General features: G+C 69.6%; 20 protein-coding genes and 1 pseudogene. 5 read left to right on the forward strand and 16 right to left on the reverse strand.

From position 1 onward, the window contains the following. Window positions 1-436: 436 nt before the first annotated feature. Window positions 437-703, reverse strand: coding sequence for a hypothetical protein (locus CRT23_RS07595; protein WP_103709225.1), 267 nt, complete (start codon window positions 701-703; stop codon window positions 437-439). A 259-nt stretch (window positions 704-962) separates the two neighbouring features. Between CRT23_RS07595 and CRT23_RS07600 the strand changes: the two genes are divergently transcribed. Further along, complete coding sequence (locus tag CRT23_RS07600) at window positions 963-1,796, forward strand: YdcF family protein (protein ID WP_103709226.1); 834 nt, start codon at window positions 963-965, stop codon at window positions 1,794-1,796. On the opposite strand, the gene CRT23_RS29065 is transcribed toward CRT23_RS07600, so the two are convergent. The 13 genes from CRT23_RS29065 to CRT23_RS07665 form a co-directional block, all read right to left on the reverse strand. After that, window positions 1,754-2,017 carry a DUF3253 domain-containing protein gene (locus CRT23_RS29065; RefSeq protein WP_245436063.1) on the reverse strand — a complete coding sequence of 88 codons (264 nt, stop codon included), beginning with the start codon at window positions 2,015-2,017 and terminating at the stop codon, window positions 1,754-1,756. The genes CRT23_RS07600 and CRT23_RS29065 overlap by 43 nt on opposite strands. Window positions 2,018-2,163: 146 nt before the next feature. Further along, complete coding sequence (locus CRT23_RS07610; RefSeq protein WP_055953252.1) at window positions 2,164-2,886, reverse strand: DUF599 domain-containing protein; 723 nt, start codon at window positions 2,884-2,886, stop codon at window positions 2,164-2,166. Window positions 2,887-3,000: 114 nt separating this feature from the next. After that, window positions 3,001-3,279, reverse strand: a complete 279-nt coding sequence (locus tag CRT23_RS07615) for an acylphosphatase (protein WP_103709228.1) — start codon at window positions 3,277-3,279, stop codon at window positions 3,001-3,003. Between the two features lie 168 nt (window positions 3,280-3,447). After that, entirely contained in the window at window positions 3,448-3,879 is a 432-nt protein-coding gene (locus tag CRT23_RS07620; protein WP_103709229.1) for a gamma-glutamylcyclotransferase family protein, read from the reverse strand. Window positions 3,880-3,958: 79 nt separating this feature from the next. Next, a complete protein-coding gene (locus CRT23_RS07625; protein ID WP_103709230.1) occupies window positions 3,959-5,962 on the reverse strand; it encodes an acetyl/propionyl/methylcrotonyl-CoA carboxylase subunit alpha in 2,004 nt (667 codons plus the stop codon). A 199-nt stretch (window positions 5,963-6,161) separates the two neighbouring features. Next, window positions 6,162-6,596 carry a hypothetical protein gene (locus CRT23_RS07630; protein WP_103709231.1) on the reverse strand — a complete coding sequence of 145 codons (435 nt, stop codon included), beginning with the start codon at window positions 6,594-6,596 and terminating at the stop codon, window positions 6,162-6,164. A 258-nt stretch (window positions 6,597-6,854) separates the two neighbouring features. Beyond that, window positions 6,855-7,277, reverse strand: coding sequence for an aspartate 1-decarboxylase (locus tag CRT23_RS07635; RefSeq protein WP_055953239.1), 423 nt, complete (start codon window positions 7,275-7,277; stop codon window positions 6,855-6,857). Window positions 7,278-7,440: 163 nt separating this feature from the next. Further along, on the reverse strand, window positions 7,441-7,785 hold the full coding sequence (locus CRT23_RS07640; protein WP_103709232.1) for an AraC family transcriptional regulator: 345 nt from the start codon (window positions 7,783-7,785) through the stop codon (window positions 7,441-7,443). Between the two features lie 131 nt (window positions 7,786-7,916). Then, window positions 7,917-8,570 (reverse strand): hypothetical protein, encoded by a 654-nt coding sequence (locus CRT23_RS07645; RefSeq protein WP_103709233.1) that lies wholly within the window; start codon window positions 8,568-8,570, stop codon window positions 7,917-7,919. Between the two features lie 238 nt (window positions 8,571-8,808). After that, window positions 8,809-10,428: a porin gene (locus tag CRT23_RS07650; protein ID WP_103709234.1), complete on the reverse strand. Its 1,620-nt coding sequence runs from the start codon at window positions 10,426-10,428 to the stop codon at window positions 8,809-8,811. 360 nt (window positions 10,429-10,788) lie between these two features. Then, window positions 10,789-11,859 carry an ABC transporter ATP-binding protein gene (locus tag CRT23_RS07655; protein WP_103709235.1) on the reverse strand — a complete coding sequence of 357 codons (1,071 nt, stop codon included), beginning with the start codon at window positions 11,857-11,859 and terminating at the stop codon, window positions 10,789-10,791. Continuing rightward, window positions 11,852-13,522 carry an iron ABC transporter permease gene (locus CRT23_RS07660; RefSeq protein WP_103709236.1) on the reverse strand — a complete coding sequence of 557 codons (1,671 nt, stop codon included), beginning with the start codon at window positions 13,520-13,522 and terminating at the stop codon, window positions 11,852-11,854. The genes CRT23_RS07655 and CRT23_RS07660 overlap by 8 nt, the downstream gene beginning before the upstream one ends. Before the next feature lie 3 nt (window positions 13,523-13,525). Beyond that, the gene (locus CRT23_RS07665) at window positions 13,526-14,623 is read right to left on the reverse strand and encodes an ABC transporter substrate-binding protein (RefSeq protein WP_103709237.1); all 1,098 of its coding nucleotides are present in this window, start codon (window positions 14,621-14,623) and stop codon (window positions 13,526-13,528) included. Between the two features lie 153 nt (window positions 14,624-14,776). Between CRT23_RS07665 and CRT23_RS07670 the strand changes: the two genes are divergently transcribed. From CRT23_RS07670 to CRT23_RS07680, 3 genes and pseudogenes are all read left to right on the forward strand, one after another. Continuing rightward, window positions 14,777-15,460: a response regulator transcription factor gene (locus CRT23_RS07670; protein WP_055953220.1), complete on the forward strand. Its 684-nt coding sequence runs from the start codon at window positions 14,777-14,779 to the stop codon at window positions 15,458-15,460. Beyond that, the gene (locus CRT23_RS07675; RefSeq protein ID WP_103709238.1) at window positions 15,457-16,896 is read left to right on the forward strand and encodes a sensor histidine kinase; all 1,440 of its coding nucleotides are present in this window, start codon (window positions 15,457-15,459) and stop codon (window positions 16,894-16,896) included. The genes CRT23_RS07670 and CRT23_RS07675 overlap by 4 nt, the downstream gene beginning before the upstream one ends. Window positions 16,897-17,354: 458 nt before the next feature. After that, window positions 17,355-20,573 (forward strand): annotated as a pseudogene (locus tag CRT23_RS07680) (5'-nucleotidase C-terminal domain-containing protein); the annotation flags it as partial. A gap of 226 nt (window positions 20,574-20,799) precedes the next feature. Here CRT23_RS07680 and CRT23_RS07685 read toward each other — a convergent pair. After that, window positions 20,800-21,429: a L,D-transpeptidase gene (locus tag CRT23_RS07685; protein ID WP_181017285.1), complete on the reverse strand. Its 630-nt coding sequence runs from the start codon at window positions 21,427-21,429 to the stop codon at window positions 20,800-20,802. A 181-nt stretch (window positions 21,430-21,610) separates the two neighbouring features. Here CRT23_RS07685 and CRT23_RS07690 point away from each other — a divergent pair, with 181 nt between their 5' ends. Next, window positions 21,611-22,540: a histone deacetylase family protein gene (locus CRT23_RS07690; RefSeq protein ID WP_103709355.1), complete on the forward strand. Its 930-nt coding sequence runs from the start codon at window positions 21,611-21,613 to the stop codon at window positions 22,538-22,540. 29 nt (window positions 22,541-22,569) lie between these two features. On the opposite strand, the gene CRT23_RS07695 is transcribed toward CRT23_RS07690, so the two are convergent. Then, window positions 22,570-22,767 (reverse strand): hypothetical protein, encoded by a 198-nt coding sequence (locus tag CRT23_RS07695; RefSeq protein WP_055953211.1) that lies wholly within the window; start codon window positions 22,765-22,767, stop codon window positions 22,570-22,572. Between the last annotated feature and the right edge of the window lie 14 nt (window positions 22,768-22,781).

Raw genomic sequence — 22,781 nt, forward strand, 5'->3', positions numbered from 1 at the left:
TCATCGAGGTGCAGGTCGGCTCCTACACCGGCGAGGACGACATCATCCGCGTCGAAGATGTCTACGGACGGTGAGACACGGGCGTTTCCCTGCAAGGCTCCCGAAGAGACTCTGGAACGCACACAAGGCAAGTGATCGCCTCCAACGGCGATGCGCCGCCGGCGTATCTTGACCGTCTGCGACGACAAAGCCGCCGAGAAGGGTAGTTCGGGGAGACGGACGCTAGGGCCCGATTATCCGGGGGCCTGTCGATCACGCAGGGCCTGACGCACACGCGATCGCGCGAGCAGGACGGTGCAGGGGATAATGATACACGTTATGGTCGTGAAAACGTCTTCAGGCGGCGAACCTTTGAGGGGCGCTCCGCTGGCTCAGCAGGAAGGCCACTCGTTCCTCGCCGGCTCGAGATGAGCGATTTCCGGCGTGTCGAACGTCTTCAGGTCTCGTCCGAGATGACCTCGACGGTACCCTCGACCCGCTCGATATCGAGCGAGAGATGCGCCCGGAAAAGGACCTGCGCTTCGTCGCCACGCACGATCGCCAGATAGTCCTGTCGCTCGGTCTCGATGCTGAATTCCTGTGCAATCTTGGCCATGATGCGCACGAGCTTCGTGCGCACCGCATCTTCGTCGGACAATTCGAATCCGACCTTGTCCTTGACGAAGTTGGCTCCGTCGTGGAGGTCGATGAAAAAGCGTGGCATTGACAACATTACCCGTGGGAATTTATCCCACTCCATGGAATTAAACTAGGCCGTTCGCGGACCGAGTGCAATCGGTGGTCCCTGCTTAGGTCTGCTACGAGACAGATTTGTCAGCCTCGTGGCCTGCGCGACCGAATGACAGTGTCTTGACCAGCGTCTGTCCGCTGCGAAGGTTCGTGTCATTGAGCAACGCGCGGGACAAGGCGGCGACCGTTGCGGTATCACGCCTCACCTGCCCACCCGCTCAAGTTGCCCGCGCATGTTCTTTCCCCTGTCGAAGCTGCTCTATTTTCTCGTGACGCCTTCGAACGCCCTTGCCCTCCTGGTGCTTCTCGGGATCGGATTGGCGGCAGGAGGATGGCTTCGGAGCGGCCTCTGGATCGGCGGCCTGGCTGCCCTGTTCCTTCTCATTGCCGGTCTGTCACCCTTGCCCGTCCTCATCGCCCTTCCCCTCGAGGAGCGATTTCCCGCCTTCGTCGACGATGGTGCGCCGGTGACCGGGATCATCGTTCTCGGCGGTGCCATCGAGACCCGGCTGTCGGCGGATCGCGGACAGCTCCTTCTCAATGACGCGGCCGAGCGACAGGTCGCGATGGCGGATCTGGCCCGCCGCTATCCGCAGAGCCGCCTCGTCTTCACCGGCGGCAGTGGCAGCCTCGCCGGAAGCAAAGCCTCGGAATCTGAGATTGTCGGTCGCTACGCCGACACGATGGGCCTGCCGCGCACGCGCCTGATCCTCGAGGATCGTTCGCGCAACACGCGCGAGAACGCACGCTTCACCGCCGACATGGTCAAGCCGCAGCCGGGGGAGCGCTGGCTTCTCGTCACGTCGGCTTGGCACATGCCCCGGGCGATCGGCTGTTTCCGCGAGGCCGGCTTCGGCGTCACCGCCTATCCGGTGGATTATCGCACCGGCGGTTGGGGCGACATCCTGCACGTTAACGCCTTCGCGTCCGAGGGGTTGGCTCTCCTGGACATCGTCACGAAGGAGTGGTTCGGCCTCGTCGCCTACCGGCTCAGCGGCTACACCGATGCCCTGTTGCCGGCGCCTCAGGCCTCGTCCGGCGTCGAGGCTGCGGCGCCGAGCCGGTAGATACCGCGGAAGTCATCGGGGTCCTCGACCGGCTTTCCCTTGCGCAGGATCGCCACTTCGCCGGCCTTGGTCATCCGTACGGCAATCCGACGGATCGGCTGCATCAGAGGGCTCCAGTCGTCCGGCTGCGGTCCCCCGAGTTCCCGGGCGACCTCCGACGGGCAGATGGTCTTGCCGGGGTCGCGGGCCGCGAGAAGACGCAGGATCGTCTCCGCGATCAGCGCTTCGGACGGCCCCTTGCGTTCGGGGCGACCCGTGGATTTCGGTTCCGGCTTCGCCGCGGCCTTTGGGGGAGGCGCCGGGGGCACCTTCGAGGCGGGGATCTTCGGGGAGGAGGTGCGCTGGCGCGTGGGTTTCTTGGGAATCGTCATGGCTGCCATCCCTGCCCTGTCCCGTCGTCTTCCGCCAGCAGGGCGGCGCGAATTCGCGAGGCGAATTGCCGTCGCCACATGACCAGCACCACCGCCGTGGTCGTCAGCATAAGGAGCCAGGGGCTGACGAACCAGCCGAGATAGGCCAGCGCGAAGAAGAAGGCGCGCTGGCCGCGTGCGAAGTGGCTCCCGGCGGCGATGTTCATCGCAGCCGCCTTGCGCGCCGCGCGCAGCATCTGCTCCGGCGTCGCATCCGAACCTTTCGGCGGCACCGCGCCGAGGAGGATCGCGCCGTAATTGAACAGCCGGTAAGCCCAGGAGAACTTGAAGAAGGCGTAGACGAAGACGACCGCGAGGCCCGCCACCTTGATCTCCCAGGTCAGGCGCGTGGCGATGGCGCCGAAGGGAAGCGTGCCGAACAAGGTGAGGACGTCGTCGCCTGAGCGCGACAGGGTCAGCACGCCACCGAGGGCGATGAGCGAAGTCGAGGCGAAGAAGGCGGTGCCGTTCTGGAGCGAGGCGTTGATCGTGGTGTCGACGACGCGGTTGTCGCGCCCGATGAGCTGGCGCGTCCACTCCGCCCGCTGCGCGTTCATGATCTGGCTGAGGCTGGTACGGCGCCCGCGCATGCGCGCCACTGCGATGCCGTAGCCGGCCCAGGCCGCTACGAAGTAGCTGAGGGCCGCGAGGTCGAGGTAGGAGAAGTCGGCGGTCAGCATCGCGTCCGGTCTCTCGACGACCGATCGCCGGGCGTCCCGCCCGGGCGCTAGCGCGGATGCCGACGCGCTGTCCAGACGACGAGGCATCGGACGTGTCTCACTCGGGACGAAGCGTCAGTGGATCGCGAAACCGGCCTCCTGCGGTAGACCCGTATCCTCCGTCACGGCGATATTTGTGACGCGGGCGCCGGGCGGGCCCTGCCGGCAGGCTTCGAGCATGCGCGCCACGGCGTCGGGGGCTCCGGAGAACAGCGCCTGCACGGACCCGTCCGGCCGGTTGCGGACATGCCCGGCGAGGCCCAGGCGATCCGCCTCGCCGCGTGTCCAGAACCGGTAGCCGACGCCCTGGACCCGGCCCTGGATGATCACTGCGACGGTTCGGATCTCGGGCATCGCAGTCTTCTCCTCGGTGGCATCGGTGATGGCGGGGGGGTGCGAAAGACGAGATCGCACGCCGCCGATGGAGAGGGACCTGCGCGCGCCGCATCCCGTGCGGATCCGGCCGGTGTTCGGAACTCAAAGCCGAGCCCGGGCGATCGAAGACCATCCCGGGACCGGACCTCAACCGGCGCGCCCGCGCTGCCAGGTCTGCAACTCCGCGCGATAGGCGGCCGGCAACTGTGCGGCGGAGGCGGCGGCCAGGACGGCTTCGAGGTAGCCCGGACGCGGCGCCCCCGTGGTGCTGGAGCCGCCGAGATAGATCAGCGCCCGCTTCGACCCGCCCGGCACCGAGACCGGCTGCATCGCCTTGACGTAGAGGCCGGAGGCGACGCCCTCGTAGCGGTCGAGGGCCGGGACGTCCCCGAGGGCCAAATCCCACAGTATACCATGCACGGTCGCGCGTGGGTCGCGCACCACCGAGGCGTAGCCCTCGCGCATGATGATGAACCGGTGCCGGTTGAGGCGGCCCTGCCCGATCAGGGTCGAGCGCGGGCAGCGCGCGGCCATGGCGACGGCATCCATGTTCGCGCCGTAGGCGAAGTACAGGGGCATCGGCCGGGTCCCGGGAGGCCGACCCGGAGCGCTCCGCGTCCCGGGACAGGACGCGGAGCGCTCCGGGGCCGGCGGCGCGTCAAGCGAATTCGAGGATGACCGCGTCGACCGCGAGGCTGTCGCCCTCCTTGGCGGCGATCTTGGCGACGGTGGCGTCGCGCTCGGCCCGGAGCACGTTCTCCATCTTCATCGCCTCGACGATGGCCAGGGGCTCGCCGTTCTTCACCTCCTGGCCTTCCTTGACCAGGATCGCCTTGACGAGGCCGGGCATCGGGCAGAGCACCTGCTTGCCGGAACCCACATCCTCCTTGATCGGCATCAGGGCGGCCAGGGCCGCCTCGCGCTGGGTGTAGACGCGGGCCTCGGCCGCGGCACCGGCATGCTGCAGGGCGACGCCGTTGAGGAGGCCGCGGACCTGCATCGCCACGCGGGTCCCGCCGATCTCACCCTGCCAGACGGGCTCGCCCGGGCGCCAGTCGGAGGAGACCGGCCAGGTGGTGCCGTCCGCGCCCGTGACGATCAGGGTCCCGCCGACGGCGTCGACGGTGACCGGGTAGGACTCGCCCGCCAGGACCACGACGCGGTCGCGCTCGAAATGCAGCAGGGCCGGATCGCGCATCTGGCCCGAGATGCCGCGCTTGCGCTGGTTCATCTTGTGGTCGATGGCGGCGGCGGCGGCCGCCATGCGCTGGGCGATCGCGCCCTTCGGCTCGGGGGCGACGAAGCCCTCCGGGAACTCCTCGGCGATGAAGCCGGTGGAGAGGTTGCCCGAGCGCCAGCGCGGATGCGCCATCAGGGCGGCGAGGAACGGGATGTTGTGGCGGATGCCCTCGATGGCGAAGGCGTCCAGGGCCTCGCCCTGGGATTCGATGGCCTCGGCCCGGGTCGGGGCCCAGGTGACGAGCTTGGCGATCATCGGGTCGTAGTGGATCGCGATCTCGCCGCCCTCCTCCACGCCGGTGTCGTTGCGCACGGTGGCGCCGCCGAACTGGCCCTCGGCCGGCGGCCGGTAGGTGGTGAGGCGCCCGATCGAGGGCAGGAAGTTGCGGGTCGGGTCCTCGGCGTAGACGCGGCTCTCGACGGCCCAGCCGTTCAGCCTCACGTCCGCCTGGCCGAGCGGCAGGGCCTCGCCGGCCGCGACCCGGATCATCAGCTCGACGAGATCGAGGCCGGTGATCATCTCTGTGACCGGATGCTCCACCTGCAGGCGGGTGTTCATCTCGAGGAAGTAGAACGACTTGTCCTGGCCGGCCACGAACTCGACGGTGCCGGCGGAGTCGTAGTTCACGGCCTTCGCCAGCGCGACGGCCTGCTCGCCCATCTTGCGGCGGGTGGCCTCGTCGAGGAGCGGCGACGGCGCCTCCTCGATGACCTTCTGGTTGCGGCGCTGGATCGAGCACTCGCGCTCGCCGAGATAGATCACGTTGCCGTGCTTGTCGCCGATCACCTGGATCTCGATGTGGCGCGGGTCGGTGATGAACTTCTCCACGAAGACGCGGTCGTCGCCGAAGGACGAGGCCGCCTCGGACTTGGCGCGGGCGAAGCCCTCGGCGACCTCGCCGGACGAGTGGGCGATGCGCATGCCCTTGCCGCCGCCGCCGGCGGAGGCCTTGATCATCACCGGGTAGCCGATCTCGTCCGCGATGGTGACCGCGTGTTCGGGGCTCTCGATGACGCCGAGGAAGCCCGGCACGGTGGAGACCTTCGCGGCCGAGGCGGCTTTCTTCGATTCGATCTTGTCGCCCATCGCCGCGATGGCGCCGGGGTTGGGACCGATGAAGACGATGCCGGCCGCTTCCAGGGCGCGGGGGAAGGATTCGCGCTCGGACAGGAAGCCGTAGCCCGGATGCACGGCCTGGGCGCCAGTCTGCTTGCAGGCGTCGATGATCTTGTCGATCAGAAGGTAGGACTGCGCCGCCGGGGCCGGACCGATATGCACGGCCTCGTCGGCCATGGCGACGTGCACGGCGTCGCGGTCGGCATCCGAATAGACCGCCACGGTCTTGATGCCCATGCGCCGGGCGGTCTTGATGATGCGACAGGCGATTTCGCCACGGTTCGCGATCAGGATCTTGTCGAACATCTTTCCGCGCACTCTGGTCCGTCAGGGAACATGCGGCGTCTTACAAACGCCCAAGCTCGTTCCCGTTAAAGCAGTTATGCGGCTTCGGGAAGCTGATGGATCCAGGCCAGAGGCCTGTTTATGCACGGGCACGGGGCACAATCTTACGGTGCGATGCACCATATGATTTTGAATGCGAAATATCAGGGATTGGCGGCTCTCAGGCCGCCAGCAATTCGCGGATCCGGTCGGTCTCGGCGGTGGCGCGGTTGGCCGCCAGCGCGAAGGCGATGAGGGCCTCGTCGCTGGCCTGGGCCTCGCGCACGATCTCGCGGGCGAGGCGAGCGGCAAGACGGGTCGGGCCGCTGCCGGCGCGCAGGGTGCTGACCAGCCAGGAGGCCACGCCCGCATCGATGTAGCCGGTGGGGCGCTCGCCCCAGACGGCGAAATCCACCACCGCCGCGACGAGGTAGTCGCCGAAGCTCGTATCCGCGAAGGTGACGATGCGGTCGAGGGCGATCAGCATGTCGGCCTCGTCGCGGCAAACGAAGCCGTCGGGGAGGACATCGCGCGCCAGGAACCGGACATCCTCGGCGGTGATGCAATCGGCGGCCACGATACGGTTACAGAAAACCTGAAGCGAAAGGTTGATCATCTCTTGATGCCTCCCCGGCTTTGTCTTGGCCGGTCTGTGTCTCTGTCGATGGTTCGACTATGCAGGACAGCATCGTTCAAGCGGTTAACGGGCAAATCTGAATCAATGTTCAGGTTAAAGCCTGCTCACGAATGAGCCTTTCGAAATCATGACGGTCCGGGGCCGGCAAACCCGTTCAGCGCCGCCCTCCCTGCCCCGCCCCTCCTGCCCCGCCTCGCCTCCCCGCCTCCCCGCCCGAGGGGCGAAGCGGGTGTCCGGTCAGCCCGCGAGTCCGGGCCCGAGGATCCGCATGTCGAGGCGTCCCTCGGCGTCGCGGAAGACGTCGTAGGTCACGCGATCGCTGATCGTGTTGTCGGCGCCGAAGATCAGCACCTTCGGCTTGCGCGCGATCACGTCGTCGATCGCGCCGTAGGTCGCTGAGGCGATGATGACCTCGTCGCCCACCTGGCAGGTGCGGGCGGCGGCTCCGTTCAGGATGCAGCAGCGCGATCCCGCCGCGCCGTAGAGCACGTAGGTGCTGATCCGGGCGCCCGACATCTTGTTCCAGATCTCGACGAATTCGAGGGGATCGAGTCCGACCTCCCGGCAGAACTCCGCGTCGAGGGTGATCGAGCCGTGATAGTTCAGGTCGGCACCCGTCACCCTGAGGCCGTGCAATTTGGCGCGGACGAAACTCTGCATCGGTCTGGCTCTCCCTCGTGCGGCCGCGTTGTTAGGCGGGGCCGTGCCGGGATGCCAGTTCAATTTGGGGACGTCCGGAAGGCGACGGGCGCGGGCTCGGAGCGCGGGCGCTCCCCACCCCGGTGCGCCGACCCCGCCGGAGGGCGGACCGGCCCCGGGCCGCTCAGGAGAGCCGGGACGATTCGTTCAGGCCCCGGATCCAGCCCCGCAGGCGTTCGGCTTCGAGATCCGCCCGGGGACGACCCTCCGGGGCCCGGATCTCGGCGCGAAGCTGGCCCGGCGCGAGGCCGTAAGCGTCCTTGAAGGCCCGTGAGCCGTGGCTCGGCGTGGCGAACCCGAGGGTCCAGACCAGGGTCGAGATCCGCACGTCCCCGCGACTCCGCAGGATGGCCGAGCGCAGGCGGGCCACCCGGCGGCGTACGATCTCGCGCCCGACCCCGCCGACCGGGGCGAAGGCCCGGTAGAGGGAGCTGCGGGACATGCCGGAGCCGGAGGCGACCGCGTGCACGTCGAGGTCGCGCCGCCCGAGATGCGCGTCGATGAAGAGCAGTGCACGCAGGCGCCGGGCCGCGCCTCCCGCGTCGTCGTCGCCGGCCAGCCAGGCCGGCAGGTCGCTGGCCGGGCGCAGCAGGCCGGCGATCAGACGGCTCCCGCCCCGAAGGGCCTCCGGGGTGCCCGATGCCCCCGGGCCAGCGACAGCACCGCCGCGGCGAGGGCCGGGAAGGCATCCCGCGGGAGCACCCGCCCGTGCAGGTCGCGCAGGTTCGGCACCGCCGCTTCCACCACGTCGCGCGGCAGCGAGACCGTGACGTAGTCCGCATCGTACAGGACCGTGCGCTGTGGACGCGTCGTGTCGAACAGGACGGCGTCGCCCGCGGCCAGGAGGCGCTCGGCGCCGGGAGCGCCCGCCAGCATGCGGCCCGAGCGCAGCACCTGCAGGTTGACGTGCTCGAGCGCGTCGCGCCGGACGCGCGGGGCTTCGCGCTGGTGGATGGCGCCGGCGACCTGCCGGTCGAACAGGAGCAATCCGGCGGCGCGACGGAGCCTCACGGCGGCCTGGAAGTGGTCGCCGATCCGCGAGACCGTCGAGCCGATCGCGTAGAGGTCGTGGTAGGCCGCGAAGCGGTCCGGCGCATCCCGGGTCAGCGCACTTTGGGCCAGCGCCTCTTGGGGCGGCGCCTCTTGGAGGAAGACGGCCTCGCCGACGGCAGTCCGCTCCGCGTTCGAAGCGTCGACCGGGGGCCTCCGGTGCTCCGGGGGAGGCGGCAGGCGCTCCGATGATCCTGCCCGCATCGCCCACTCCGGGCGCTCCGCGCCTGCCTTGCAGGCCGGGAGTGGCACACCTGAGGGTCGCAGGCACGCCACGTGTTCGTGATCGTCCCGGGCGGCGTCGCGTCATCCCCTTTGCGCCGAGGCAGGGGGATCGTGCGCAGGCGCGGCGGCCGCCCCGGCGCCGTCGCGGCATCCGGGACGGCCTCCGCGGCCGCGGCGCCTTCGAGGACGGCGGGGCCCGGAGGCCCCGGGGACGGCGTCAGAAGTCGCGCTGGACCCGGGCCCGGACCTGGACGGTGTCCTCGCTGGTCTTCGTCCGGATCGCGTTGACCGGATTGTTGACGAAGGCCGCGTTCTGCGCGGGGAACCGGCTCAGGTCGAGCACGCGCCCGGCGGTGACGCCGTACTGGGTGTAGATCGTCTCGACGCCGATATCGAGGTTGCGGACCGGCGACCAGATCAGGCTTCCGCCGACCACGAAGCGGTAGGTGTCCCGGAGGACCTGGCTCACCTCGAAGAATCGCGTGCCCGGGACGCCGGGTCCGGCCGCGGTGATGCCGTAAGCGGCGCCCTGCCGCGCGCGGGCGCCGTCGGCGAAGTTGATTTCGCCGTAGGAGGTGAAGAGGGCGGAGCGGAGTTCGGGCGTCCAGTAATGGAGGAACGAGGCGACGGCCGTGAACGTCGTCGAGAGTTCGAGACGGTTCGAGAATGGGTTCAGGACGGCATCGTTGAAGGACTGGTTGAAGCCCGAGCCTTGGATCGACGACGTGTTGCCGATGTAGGAGCCGGTATACGACGAGAACCCGGTATACATCCCCGCACCGTTGCCGTAGGCGGCCTGGAGGTAGAGGGCGTCGCCCGGCGCGATGAACGGCGCGTTGACCTTCACGCCGCCCTGGACGGCCCAGCCATAGGCGGTGGCGAGGCCGGGGCCGGCGACGCTGTTGGCGGCCGTCACGGCGGTGCCGAGGTTGGAGCCGGCGAAGGCCCCGGCGATCGGGTTGCCGTAGTTCAGCTCGTGGACGGCGGCCGAGAGCTGGGCCGAGCCCCAGCTCGAATCGTAGCGCAGGACGCCGACGAAATCGGGCATGCGGTTGCGCTGGACGACGTCGATGAAACCGACCCCCGTGGGCGTCCCGTTGCCGGCGAAGCCGATGAAGAGCGGGCTCGCGGCCAAGCTCGTGCCGGGCGCGTTCGCCGCCGTGAAGAGTGGGCTGCGCCGGAAGGTCGGGTCTTCCATCGACAGGGTCGCGGAGAAGCCGGTGCCGCCGAGCTTGGTGGTGTAGGCCGCAAGATTGGTCGCGTTCACGTCGGAACTCATCGAGGAGGCGATGATCTCGAAGTCGTGAGCGTAGAAATCGTAGAAGGACGAGGCCCGGCCGGCCGTGAAGCCGGCGAACTGGATGAAGGCCTTGTCGGTGTTGAAGAACTGCTGCGCGCGTCCGGCCTGGTCCTGCCCGGTCGCCGGGAAGGCGTTGCCGATGCGCTCCGTGGTCCCCGACCGCATCGTCGGGATGCCGGTGCGGCTCGCGGCCTCGAGGCGCAGGAAGGCCCGCAGGGTGCCGTAGCTGGTCTGGGTGCGCGCATCGACGTTGATGCGGGCGAGGCCGCGATAGCCCACCAGGTCGCCGGGGGTCGAGCTGCCGCTCGACGACCGGCTGTAGCTGGTCTGGTAACCGGTCTCGAAGCGGGCCCGCCCGGAGAGGCGGATGCAGGTGTCCGTGCCGGGGATGTAGAAGAAGCCGCTGCCGTAGGCGTTGCAGACGCGGACGAATTCGATCGGCGCAGACGCCTTGGCCGGAAGATCGGCCGCCCCCGCTGACGAGCAGGCGACGAGACCTGCCGCAGACGCCATCAGTGTTCGATTGAGATCTTTCATGGTGTCACCCCCCAAAGACTCGAGATGCCGTTTCGGCATGCGCCCGCGTTGCGTGCTGAGCCGAGGCTCGGCACGGACGGGCGGTTTGATTGTTTGATCAAGTCGGGATCCAGCGTTTATCCGAGCTGCATTGTCGAATTCCGGATCAATGCGATTTTTTATCAGTCTATCTCAGGAAGAGTCCAGGCTATTAGACTGATCTTCCGTGATCTCATCATAAATGCCACAGTGCAGGCGGGGATCGGATGCGGCATCGGCAGGACGCGCCGATCCGCGTCGGCGGTGCCGGCGGGTCGGTCGGATGGCAGCGTGGGGGCGCGCCGGCGTTTCCGCCGCCGCATGCCGGTGCCGTTCAGGTCATCAGAACACCCAGAGGCGGTCCGGCGGACATTCGAGCCAGTGCGTGCCGGGCGCCACCCGCTGGTGGGAGAGCACCCGCAGGCTCTGGCCCTCGCAGCGGAACAGGTGCTCGAACTGGTTGCCGAGATAGATCGAGGTCTCGTACTCGACCGGGATCCGGTTCTCGCCGGCCCCGTCGACGAGGCGCACGGCCTCGATCCGGATCACGCCCTTCGCCGCGCCGGTGGGCGCTTCCGCCGGGGCGGCGCCCGCTATCCGGTCGGTGCCCCAGAGGGCGTGCGGGCCCAGGGTGACGCGGGTGCGTCCGCTCCGGCGCTCCCTCACCCCGAGGGTCAGGGTGTTGTTGGTGCCCATGAACTCCGAGGCGAACAGCGTGGCGGGCCGCTCGTAGAGCTCCTCCGGCGCGCCGGACTGGACCAGCCGCCCGCCGTCGAGGAGCACGACCTGGTCGGCGATGGCGAGGGCCTCGCTCTGGTCGTGGGTGACGAAGACCGCGGTGATGCCCAGCCGCTTGATCAGGGCGCGGATCCAGATCCGGGCCTCCTCGCGCAGCTTGGCGTCGAGGTTCGAGAGCGGCTCGTCGAGGAGGATCACCGGCGGCTCGTAGACGAGGGCCCGGGCGATGGCGACGCGCTGCTGCTGGCCGCCCGAGAGCTGGGACGGGTAGCGCTCCCCCAGGGCGCCGAGCCCGACGCCGTCGAGGGCCGCCCGCACCTTCGTGCCGATCCCCGCCTTGCCCTCTCCGCGCAGGCGCAGGCCGTAGGCGACGTTCTCGAACACCGTGCGGTGCGGCCAGAGGGCGTAGGATTGGAACACGAAGCCGAGGTCGCGCCGCTCCGGCGGCAGGTTCACCCGGGCGGCCGCGTCGAAGACCGGGCGGCCGTCGATGCGGATCGCCCCGCGGGACGGCTCCTCCAGGCCGGCGATGGAGCGCAGCAGGGTGGTCTTGCCGCTGCCCGAGCGTCCGAGGAGGCAGACCACGGAGCCTTCCTCGGAGCGGGCGTCGATGCCCTTCAACACCTCGACGGAGCCGTAGCGGAGGTGGAGGTCTTCGATGACGAGCTTAGGCATGACGCTTGTTCCCGAGTGCGAACATCAGGCCGAGGCCGACGAGGATCAGGGCGAGGTTGACGGTGGAGAGGGCGGTGACGAGGTCGACGGCGCCGGTGCCCCAGAGGGAGACCAGGAGCGAGCCGATGACCTCCGTGCCGGGGCTGAGCAGGTAGACGCCGGTGGAGTACTCGCGCACGAAGGTCACGAAGATCAGCACCCAGGAGCCGATCAGGCCGGCCTTGATCAGCGGCAGGGTGATGTCGCGGCTGACCTGGGCGGGGCGCGCGCCCGAGACCCGGCCCGCCTCCTCCAGTTCGGGGCCGATCTGCAGCAGGGACGCGCTGACGAGGCGCATGCCGTAGGCGAGCCAGACCAGCGTGTAGGCGAGCCACAGGCTGAACAGGGTCTGGCGGAAGGGCTGCAGGACCGGCGTGAACAGGAACAGCCAGAACATCGCCAGGCCGGCGATGAGCCCCGGCATGGCCCGCGGCACCAGCACCAGGTAGTCGAGCACCGCCGTCCAGCGCGAGCGCCAGCGGTGCAGGGCGAGGTTGACGAGGGCGTAGAAGCTCACCGAGAGCGCGCCGCCGACCGTGGCGATGAGCAGGGTGTTGACGATGCCCCGGACGAGGTTGGGGTACGCCATCAGCTCGCGGAAATGCGCGGTGGTCAGGTTCTCCCAGATGCCGACGCCCTCGCCCCAGGAGGCCAGGAAGGAGCGCAGCACCAGCGCGGTCACGGGGATCACCACGGTGACGCCGAGCCAGGCCACGATCAGCCCCAGGGCCGGCCAGCGCCAGGCGCCGATGGCCAGGGGGCGCTGGGCGCTGGCCTTGCCCTTCACCGCCACGTAGCGGCTGGCGGCGGCCAGCAGCTTGCGCTGGGTGTAGACCAGGGGCAGCGTCACGAAGATGATCGCGACCACCACCACCGCCATCAGGTCGTAGGACGGCGTGCCGAGCTTGTTCGTCAGCTTGTAGAGGTAGGTCGCCAGCACGAGGATGCGCTCGGGATCGCCCAGCACCAGGGGCAGGCCGAACAGCTCGAAGCCGAGGAAGAACACCAGCGCCGAGGCGTAGAGGATGCTCGGCATGATCATGGGCAGGCTCACCGTCAGGGCGACCCGCAGGGGGCCGGCCCCGGCGGAGCGGGCCGCCTCCTCCACGTCGGAGCCGAGCGAGCGCAGGGCGGAGGACGCGTAGAGGAAGACGTGCGGGACGTGGGTGAGGCCCGCGATCAGGATCAGCGAGGTCTTGGAGTAGAGGTACCAGGGGATGCTGCCCACGAGGCCCTTCACCCAGAGGCTGACGAGCCCGACGGGGCCGAGGGCCACCACGAAGCCGAAGGCCAGCACCACCGAGGAGACGAACATCGGCACCAGAACCAGGGGCTCGATGAAGCGCTTGCCCGGCAGGTCGGTCCGCACCAGCAGGAAGGCCATCAGGCAGCCGAGCGGCACCGCGATCGCGGTCATGCCCACGGCGATGATCGCCGAGTTCAGGAAGGCCTCGCGAAAATCCTCCTCCTCGAAGAGGACGAACTCGTAGGCCTGGGTCGTCAGCGTGCTGTTCGGCTGGAAGAACGGCCCGCTGAGGAAGCTCTGGTAGACCACCAGGCTTACGGGGCCGAGGATCAGGAGCGCGGTGATCAGGACCACCGCGATGCGGAAGGCGCGCGGCATCGCTCAGTTCGCCGCCAGGGCGCGCTGCCACTGCTTCAGGAAGCGCAGACGGGTGATCTGGTCGAGATAGGTCAGGAGCTCGGGCCCGACCCGGATCGGCTTCAGGGTCACCTCGCCGGCGCCCGGGAGGCTTCTGATGCCGTGGCTCTCCTGCAGGTCGTCGCGCACCGAGGTCATGGCGTGGCGGGCGAGCTCGACCTGGCCGGCCTTCGACAGGATGAAGTCGAGGAACAGCTTGGCGCTCGCCGGGTGCCGGGCCTTGGCCGAGACGAAGGCGATGCGCGACATCACCAGGGTGTAGTCCTTCGGCAGGACGAAGCTGAGGTTCGGGTCCTTCCGGTTCCGCTGGAGGACGTAGGAGCCGATCATGTTGTAGGCGAGCGTGTGCTCGCCCGAGACCACGCGCTCGATCATCGCCCCGGTGGAGGTGTAGAACTTGGCGCTGGCCTTCCCCATCGCCTTGACCGTGTCCCAAGTCGTCGAGGGGCTGATCTGCACGTCCTGCGTGACGTAGAGGAAGCCGACGCCGGAGCGCTCCGGATCGTAGGAGGTCACCTTGCCCTTCAAGGCGTCCGGCTGCGCGGCGAGGAGCTTGGCGAAGTCCGCGTGGCTGCGCGGCACGTCCGCCTCGGGCACCAGGCGCTTGTTGTAGGCGAAGACGATCGGCTCGGCGGTGGTGCCGTAGGCCTGGTCCTTCCACTTCGCCCAGTCGGGCAGCGCGCCCTTCTCCGGCGAGGCGTAGGTCATCGCGTAGCCGTCGTTGACGAGCTTGATCTGCAGGTCCATCGCCGAAGACCAGATCAGGTCGGCAGTCGCGCCGGCGGCCGCCTCCGCCACGTAACGGCTATAGAGTTCGGTAGAATTCTGGTCGGCATACTCGACTTTCAGCTTCGGATAGAGCGCCCGAAACTGGGTGAGTAGCTCGGAAACCTCGGCTGCATCCGCCGTCGAATAGATCGACAGCGCACCTTCCTTGTTGGCGGCCTCGATCAACTCGGCATAAGCCGCCGGATAACCGGACGGGACTGTCGTCTGTGCCTGCGCCTCAGCGACGAGGCCAAGTATCGACAGCGCGAGCGACAATGCGAGCCGCTTGTTCATGGTGTGCTCCCTGGCGATGGTGCGTCTCGTTGCGCACCTGTCGACAGTTAAGGTAACCACGGGAGCTTGCATCATCCTGACACGGCCCGGCGCCGCGTCGCGAAACATAGTTCATGGCGGTCGTCGCGGCCGTCGGGGAGGTCGGGGCACTCCATGCGGATCCTCATCGTCGAGGATGACGCCGCGCTGGCCCGCGGGATCGTCTCGGCCCTGCGCCTCAGCGGCTTCGCCGTCGACCACGCGGCCCGCGGCGCGGAGGTGCTGCCCTGGCTGCGCCAGGAGGCCTACGCCCTGGTGGTGCTCGATCTCGGCCTGCCCGACCGCTCCGGCTTCGACGTCCTGCGCGAGATCCGCCGGGCCGGCCTCGCGGTCCCGGTCATGATCCTGACGGCTCGGGCGGCGGTGGCCGACCGGGTGGTGGGCCTCGATCTCGGCGCCGACGACTACCTCGCCAAGCCGTTCGATCCGGCCGAGCTCGAGGCGCGGGTCCGGGCCCTCGTCCGGCGCGGGATCGGCCAGCCCGATCCGATCCTCACTTGCGCCGACCTGGTCTACGACCGCTCGGGCCAGATCGCGACCCTCGCGGGCCGGGTCCTCCCCCTGCGCAAGCGCGAGATCGCGATCCTCGAATCGCTGATGACCCGGGTGGGCCGCGTCGTCTCCAAGGAACGCCTGACCGCGGAGGTGTTCGGCTTCGACGAGGAGATCACGCCCAACGCCGTGGAGGTCTACGTGGCGCGCCTGCGCCGGCATCTCGGCGAGACCGGTCCGCGCATCGTCACCCTGCGCGGCCTCGGCTACCTGATGGAGCCCGGGCCGCCCGGGGATGCGCGGTGAGCATCCGCTCGCTGCGCCTGCGGGTCGCCGCCTACCTCCTGATCCCGATGGCGGCCCTCGCACTGACGCTCGCGGCCGGCTCCACCTGGTTCGTGGATGCCTTCGTCACCCGCGCCTACGACCGGGTGCTGGCCGGTTCGATCCTGTCGATCGCGGAGCGGCTCTCGGTGCAGGACGGGCACGTGACCGTCGACGTGCCGGCGGCGGCCTTCGGCATGCTCTCCAACTCCGAGCGCGACAGCATCTTCTACAGCGTCACCGCCGACGGGGACTTGGTGACGGGCTACAAGGACCTGGGCCTGCCCGCGACGCTCCCGCCCCCGGAGACGCTGGCCTATCGCGACGGCATCTTCCTCGGCCAGCGCGTGCGCATCGGCCTGATGGTCAAGCCGATCTACGTCACCCGGCACACGGCCCTGGTCCAGGTCGCCGAGACCACCCACGGTCGCGACCTCCTGGTGCGCCGGATGCTCACCGCCCTGACGATCCTGGGCTCGACCCTGGCCGCCATCGGCCTCCTGCTGGTCTGGTTCGCGGTGCAGATGGGGCTGACCCCCCTCGACCGCCTGCGCCGGGAGGTGGAGCAGCGCCGCTTCGACGGCCGTGGCGCGGTGCCGGCCTTCACCGTCGCGGGGGTCCCGCAGGAGGCGCTGCCCCTGGTCGGCGCCCTCAACGAGCTCCTGCGCCAGCTCAACCACGCGCTCGCGGTGATGCGCGAGTTCACCGCCGACGCCTCGCACCAGCTGCGCACCCCCCTGGCGATCCTGAAGACGCATCTGAGCCTCCTCGACCGGCAGCCTCCGGCGAGCGCGGCCTGGTCCGCGTCGCGGGCCGATATCGACGCCGCCGTGGACCGCCTCGACCACCTCATCGCGCAGCTGCTGACCCTGGCGGCCGTGGAGGAGGGTGCGGCTCGCCGCCCCAAGCCGGACACGGTCGACGTGGCGGCCCTGGCACGCGACACCGCCGCCGACTTTGCCGGCCTGGCGCTCCGGCGGGACATCGACCTGTCCTTCGAGGCGCAGGGCCGGACCCGCGTCACCCTCGAACCGCTCCTGCTCGCGGAGCTCCTGCGCAACCTGATCGACAATGCCCTGCGCTACACCGAACCCGGCGGGCAGGTCGCCGTGACCGTCGCCACGGTGGAGGCGCGGGACGGCACCGAGATCCGCATCGCCGTAACGGATGACGGTCCCGGTATCCCGGAGGCGGAGCGCGAACGGGTCTTCGAACGCTTCCACCGCCTCGACGAGGGACGCGACACGGAGGGCAGCGGCCTCGGCCTCGCCATCGTCCGCGCGTTCTCCCGGCAACTCGGCGCCACGGTCACGCTCGGCAGCGGCCCGAACGGGCGCGGCCTGCGCGCCGACATCGCCCTGCGGTGCGCGCCCGAGCGGGACCCGCCCCTCGCGGCGACGGCGGCGAGCGGGGCGTGACCGGCGGGTCGGCTCAGGCCGGCCCACCCCGCCGTCGGTCTCGGACGCTTCCGCAGGCTGCCCGCGCAAGACCGATCGGTGTCCGGGGATGAAGGCCCGATGACCGGCCGGGATTACGGCCGGCCATGCTGTGGCGCGCGCCGGACAACCGACCCCACGATGGATCGCTGTGTTTCATCGCCCTGTCATGGGGCGGATCTATGGGCTGCCTGAGCCTGAACTGTCCCGATGCGGTCGAGCGGTTTGTCGTCCGATGCCGCCCAGCGGCAGGAGGGCGGAGCGTCGACCGTATTGCCGACGGGTCATGCGGGCTCGCGAACAGGGCGTCGGTTCCCGGCGCTTCCCTCTCCGCAGAGCGCCCGCATGCATCCGACGCCGCCGGCCTTCGCGAACGGTTCCCCGGCCCCCGCGCCGGATTGCGACCCGCTCCGCGTCGGCCCACGCCCCGGCCGGACGGCATCCCCCAGGACCAGCCCGATTTCACGACGGAGACCCCGCCGGCCATGACCTACACGCTCCAGATCCTGCACGCCTCCGACTGGGAGGCCGGCCTCCTCGCCACGCAGCGCGCGGCGAACTTCGCCGCCATCGTGGACAAGCTCGAGGACGCGACGCCGAACTCGATCACGCTCTCCACCGGCGACGGCTGGATCCCGAGCCCGTTCTTCATCGCGGGCGCCGACCCGCAGCTCGCCGCCACCTACAACGGCGTCTACAACCAGGTCTACGGTCTCACCGGCGCGGCCGCCTACACCAAGCTCGCGGCCTCGGTCGGCCGGGCGGACATCACCATCCAGAACATCATCGGCGTCCAGGCGGCGGTGTTCGGCAACCACGAGTTCGATTCCGGCCCGACCGAGGTGGCCAACATCATCGGCGCCAATCTCGGCACGGCGGCGGGCAGTGCCGACGACAGCTGGGTCGGCGCCCAGTTCCCCTACCTCTCCGCAAACCTGAATTTCTCGCGCGAGGCCGCGCTCTCGGGGCTGGTCAACCCGAACGTCTCGAACGCTACCTTCGCGCAGACGGGGCCGGCCTCGACCCAGACCGGCACCGGGGCGGACAAGATCGCCAAATCCACGATCCTGGTGGAGAACGGTGAGAAGATCGCCTTCGTGGGCGCCACCACCCAGCTCGAGCCGCTGCTGACGACCCTCGGCAACGTCACGCTGGACGGCTTCAACGGCCAGGACGACATCGCCCTGCTGGCAAGCCAGATCAACGCCGAGATCGACCGGGTGCTCGCCGCCAACCCGGACGTGAACAAGGTCATCGTCGGGACCCACCTGCAGCAACTCGCCAACGAGCAGGCCCTGGCGCCGCTCCTGCGCAACGTCGACGTGCTCATCGGCGGCGGCTCGCACACCCTGCTCGCCGATAGCGGCGACCGCCTGCTGCCCGGCGATACGGCCGGCGGCGGCTACCCGCAATTCTTCACCAATGCCAGCGGCCAGACCCTCGCCCTGGTGAACACCGCCTCCGAGTATTCCTACGTAGGCCGTCTCACCGTCACCTTCGACGACCGGGGCAACATCATCCGTGACTCGGTGAACCCGGCCACCAGCGGCGCCGTCGCGGTGGACGACACGAGCGTGGCGGGGCTCTACGGCTCGATGGCCGCCGCCTTCACGCCCGGCAGCAAGGGCTTCCTCGTCCGTGAGGTGATCGAGGGGCTCGACGCCGACAACGACGGCGTCCAGGAGACCGCCGGCATCGCCGACGTGATCCGCCAGCAGGACGGCAACATCCTCGGCCGCACCAGCGTGTACCTGGAGGGGCGGCGCGGCGAGGTCCGCACCGAGGAGACCAATCTCGGCGACCTCTCGTCGGATGCGAACCTCTGGTATGCCCAGCGGTTCGATGCCGGCGTCACCGTCTCGATCAAGAACGGGGGCGGCATCCGCGACTCGATCGGCTCCTTCTCGACCACGGGCGGCACCACCGCCGAGCTGCCCCCGGCGGCCAACCCCTCCGCGGGCAAGCAGGCCGGCGACATCTCGCAGCTCGACGTCACCAACTCCCTGCGCTTCAACAACAACCTGGCGATCACCACCGTGACGGCCGCCGAGCTGGAGCGCATCCTCGAGCACGGCGTCGCCGCGGTGGCGCCGGGAGCGACTCCGGGCCAGTTCGCCCAGGTCGGCGGGATCTCCTACAGCTTCGACGCCACGAAGCAGGCCCAGACCCTCGACGTGAACGGCGCGGTCACCCGCGAGGGCCAGCGCATCGTCAATGCGGCGATCCTCGACGCCGACGGCCGCATCCTCGACACCCTGGTACAGAACGGCCAGATCGTCGGCGATGCCGGCCGCGCCATCAAGGTCGTGACCCTCGACTTCCTCGCCACCGGCACCGCCTCGGCGCCGGGCCTCGGCGGCGACAACTATCCCTTCCCGGCCTACGGCGAGAACAAGGTCGCCCTGCGCGACGCCGCCGCGGTCTCCCTGCCCGACACCGAGACCTTCGCGGTCAAGGGCTCCGAGCAGGATGCCCTGGCCGAGTACCTGAAGGCCTTCCACGCCGTCACGCCCTACGGCACCGCCGATACCGGACCGGCCGGCGACCTGCGCATCCAGAACCTCTCCGCCCGGGCCGACACGGTGTTCCAGCGCGGAGTCGTGAAGATCGGCACGGACGGTGCCGACATCCTCCAGGGCACGCCCTTCGGCGACGTGCTGCAGGGCGGGGCCGGCGACGACACCGTGTTCAACAGCCTCGGCGACGACATCCTGATGGGCGGCGGCAAGGCCGGTGCGGTCGGCAACGACACCCTGATCTTCCAGTCGCGCCTCGCCGACGCGCAGGTGACGCAGGACGGGGCCGTCACCCTCGTCACCGGACCGGAGGGCCGCGACACGATCGGCGGCTTCGAGCGCATCCTGTTCTCGGACACGACCATCGTCCTTAACGACGGCAATCCCCTGGTGAACGACCTCTACTACCTCGCCCGGTACAAGGACGTGCTGGCGTCCGGCATGGACGCGGACGACCACTATGCCCAGTTCGGAGCCCAGGAGGGCCGCGACCCGAATGCCGTCTTCTCGACGAAGGGCTACCGCGCCGCCAACCCGGACGTGGCCGCCGCCGGCATCAACCCGCTGACGCAATACGCCGAGGCCGGCTGGAAGCAGGGCCGTGACCCGGGCGTGTCCTTCGACGACGAGGCCTATCTCGCCCGCAATCCCGACGTGAAGGCGGCCGGCGTCAACCCGCTGGCGCACTACCTCGAATTCGGTCAGGCGGAAGGCCGCGCCACCTTCGCGGCGGTGGGACGGCCCACCGACATCCAGGGTGGCTTCGACCCGGAATACTACTTCCTGGCCAACGCGGACGTGGCCGCCGCGGCGTCGGCGGCGGGCGGGGACGCCTTCGCGTTCGCCCGCCAGCACTTCGCGGCGTCGGGCTGGACGGAGGGGCGCGACCCCAACGCGATCTTCGACACCAAGGGCTACCTGGCCGCCTACGGCGACGTGGCCCGCTCAGGCATGAACCCGCTCGTCCATTACGAGACCTTCGGGTGGAAGGAAGGCCGCGACCCGGCCGCCGACTTCGACACCAAGGCGTACCTCAAGGCCTACGCGGACGTCGCCCGGGAGGGCATCGACCCGATGCAGCACTTCCTCCAGTTCGGCTTGGTGGAGAACCGCGTGGTCGTGGACGACGGCCATTTCGGCTGACGCGCGGGTCCGCCCGGAGGGGCCCATCGACAGGCGCTGCGGCCGGGCCTCGGCCGCGGCGTGGATCGCTTGGGGATGAGGCCCCGGGCGGGGAAGGCCGGACGGGCTGGCATCCTCCCCGCCCCGGCTCGGTCGCGTACCCGGTCCGGGTTCGCATCGGCCTGTGGCCGGGGGAGCGGCACGCGTCGTCGCCTGAGACCGGCGCGCGGCATGCCCCTGCGGGGTGTCAGCGCACCACCACCTTCGCGCCGATCGGCACCCGGTCGTAGAGGTCGACCACGTCGTCGTTGAGCATGCGGATGCAGCCCGAGGACACCGCCTGGCCGATCTTCTCCGGCTCGTTGGTGCCGTGGATGCGGAACAGCGTGTCCTTCTTGCCCTCCGCGAGATACAGCGCGCGGGCGCCGATCGGGCTGGTGGGGCCGCCCTCCAGGCGCTTCGGCAGGTCGGGCCGGCGGGCCAGCATCTCCGGCGGCGGGTTCCAGTCCGGCCATTCGCCCTTGCGATCGACCTCGGCCGTCCCGGCCCAGGCCATGCCGGCATGGCCGACGGCCACGGGATAGCGCACGGCCTTGCCGTCGGGCAGCACGTAGTAGAGTCGCCGCTCCTTGGTGACCACGATGACGGTTCCGGGCGCTTCCCGCGTCGGGTAGTCGACGGTGGCGCGGGCGATCTTCGGATCGACGGGGGCGGTGGGCGCGAGCTTCATCCAGGCCTTGTCGCGCTCCGGCCCGGCCAGGGGAGCGGCGGCGAGCGGTCCGATCGCCGGTCCCGTCGCCCCGGAATTGGTCTGGGTGTTGCAGGCGCCGAGCGGCAGCAACGCGCCGATCAGGAGCAGGAGGGCGGGCGCGCGCATGGGTCAGGGCCTGTCTCGACCCGCCCGTCATCGGGCGCGGTCTGATCGATTCGTGTTCAGACAGGTCTTGCACAACCCGAGCCGAGCGCGCATCCCAGCAACGTGATCACGCGTAAGATGTGATACATTGGCATCATCTGTTGTATCGAAGCGACAGGTCGGCGGCCGCAAGGGGATGATCGTGACGACGCTGTACGTGAGCCATCCGTCCGCCCTGGATCACGCGATGCCGGAGGGACATCCCGAACGCGCCGACCGGATCCGGGCGGTGGAGCGGGCCCTCGAGGACGAGCGCTTCGCCGGTCTTCTCCGGGGCCAGGCCCCGAAGGCCGAACCCTCGGTGCCCACCCTGGTCCATCCCGTACCCTACGTGCAGGCGCTCATCGAGGCGTCTCCGACGGACGGCTATGTCCAGATCGACGGCGACACCCTGCTCTCCCCCGGAACCATCGAGGCGGCCCTGCGCGGGGTCGGCGGCGCCGTGCACGCGATCGATGCCGTGATGGCGGGCGAGTGCGCCAATGCCTTCGTGGCCATGCGGCCGCCGGGCCATCATGCCGAGCGCATGACCGCGATGGGGTTCTGCGTCTTCAACAACGCCGCCATCGCGGCGCGCCACGCCCGCGAAGCCCACGGGGCGAGCCGGGTGGCGATCGTCGATTGGGACGTCCACCACGGCAACGGCACGCAGGACATCTTCTGGGACGACCGCGCGGTGATGTACGCCTCCACCCACGAGATGCCGCTGTTTCCGGGCACCGGCACGACGTCGGAGCGGGGCAACCACGACACCATCGTCAACGTGCCCCTGCGGGCGGGCGACGACGGCCCCGTCTTTCGCGAGGCCTTCGAGGCCGGCATCCTGCGCCGCCTCGACGCCTTTGCCCCCGACCTCATCATCATCTCGGCCGGCTTCGATGCCCATCACCTCGATCCGCTCGGCCATGTCGAACTCACGGAAGCGGATTTCGGCTGGGCGACCCGCCGCCTGATGGAGCTGGCCCATCGCCACGCCGGCGGGCGCGTCGTCTCGGTGCTGGAGGGCGGCTACAGCCTCAAGGGGCTCGGCCTCTCCGTCGCCGCCCACGTGGATGCCCTGATGGGGCGCTGAGCTTCCGGCGCAGGTCCACCCGTTCGCTCTCAGGCGACCGGCTCCAGGGTGAGGGCCGGATTGTCCGACGGATCCGCCATGGCGACGGCGATCTCGAACAGCAGAAGGTCGATCAGCCGCCGCATCACCGGCGTCCCGGTCTCCTCGATGACGGCGCGTGCCGCGATGCAATGGGCGGCGAGCACGTCGAGGGCTTCGCCCTTCGGCGGCGGGATCAGGGTGAGCATGGCAGGTCCTTTGC

The sequence above is a fragment of the Methylobacterium sp. V23 genome, assembly GCF_002917135.1.
GTDB lineage: Bacteria > Pseudomonadota > Alphaproteobacteria > Rhizobiales > Beijerinckiaceae > Methylobacterium.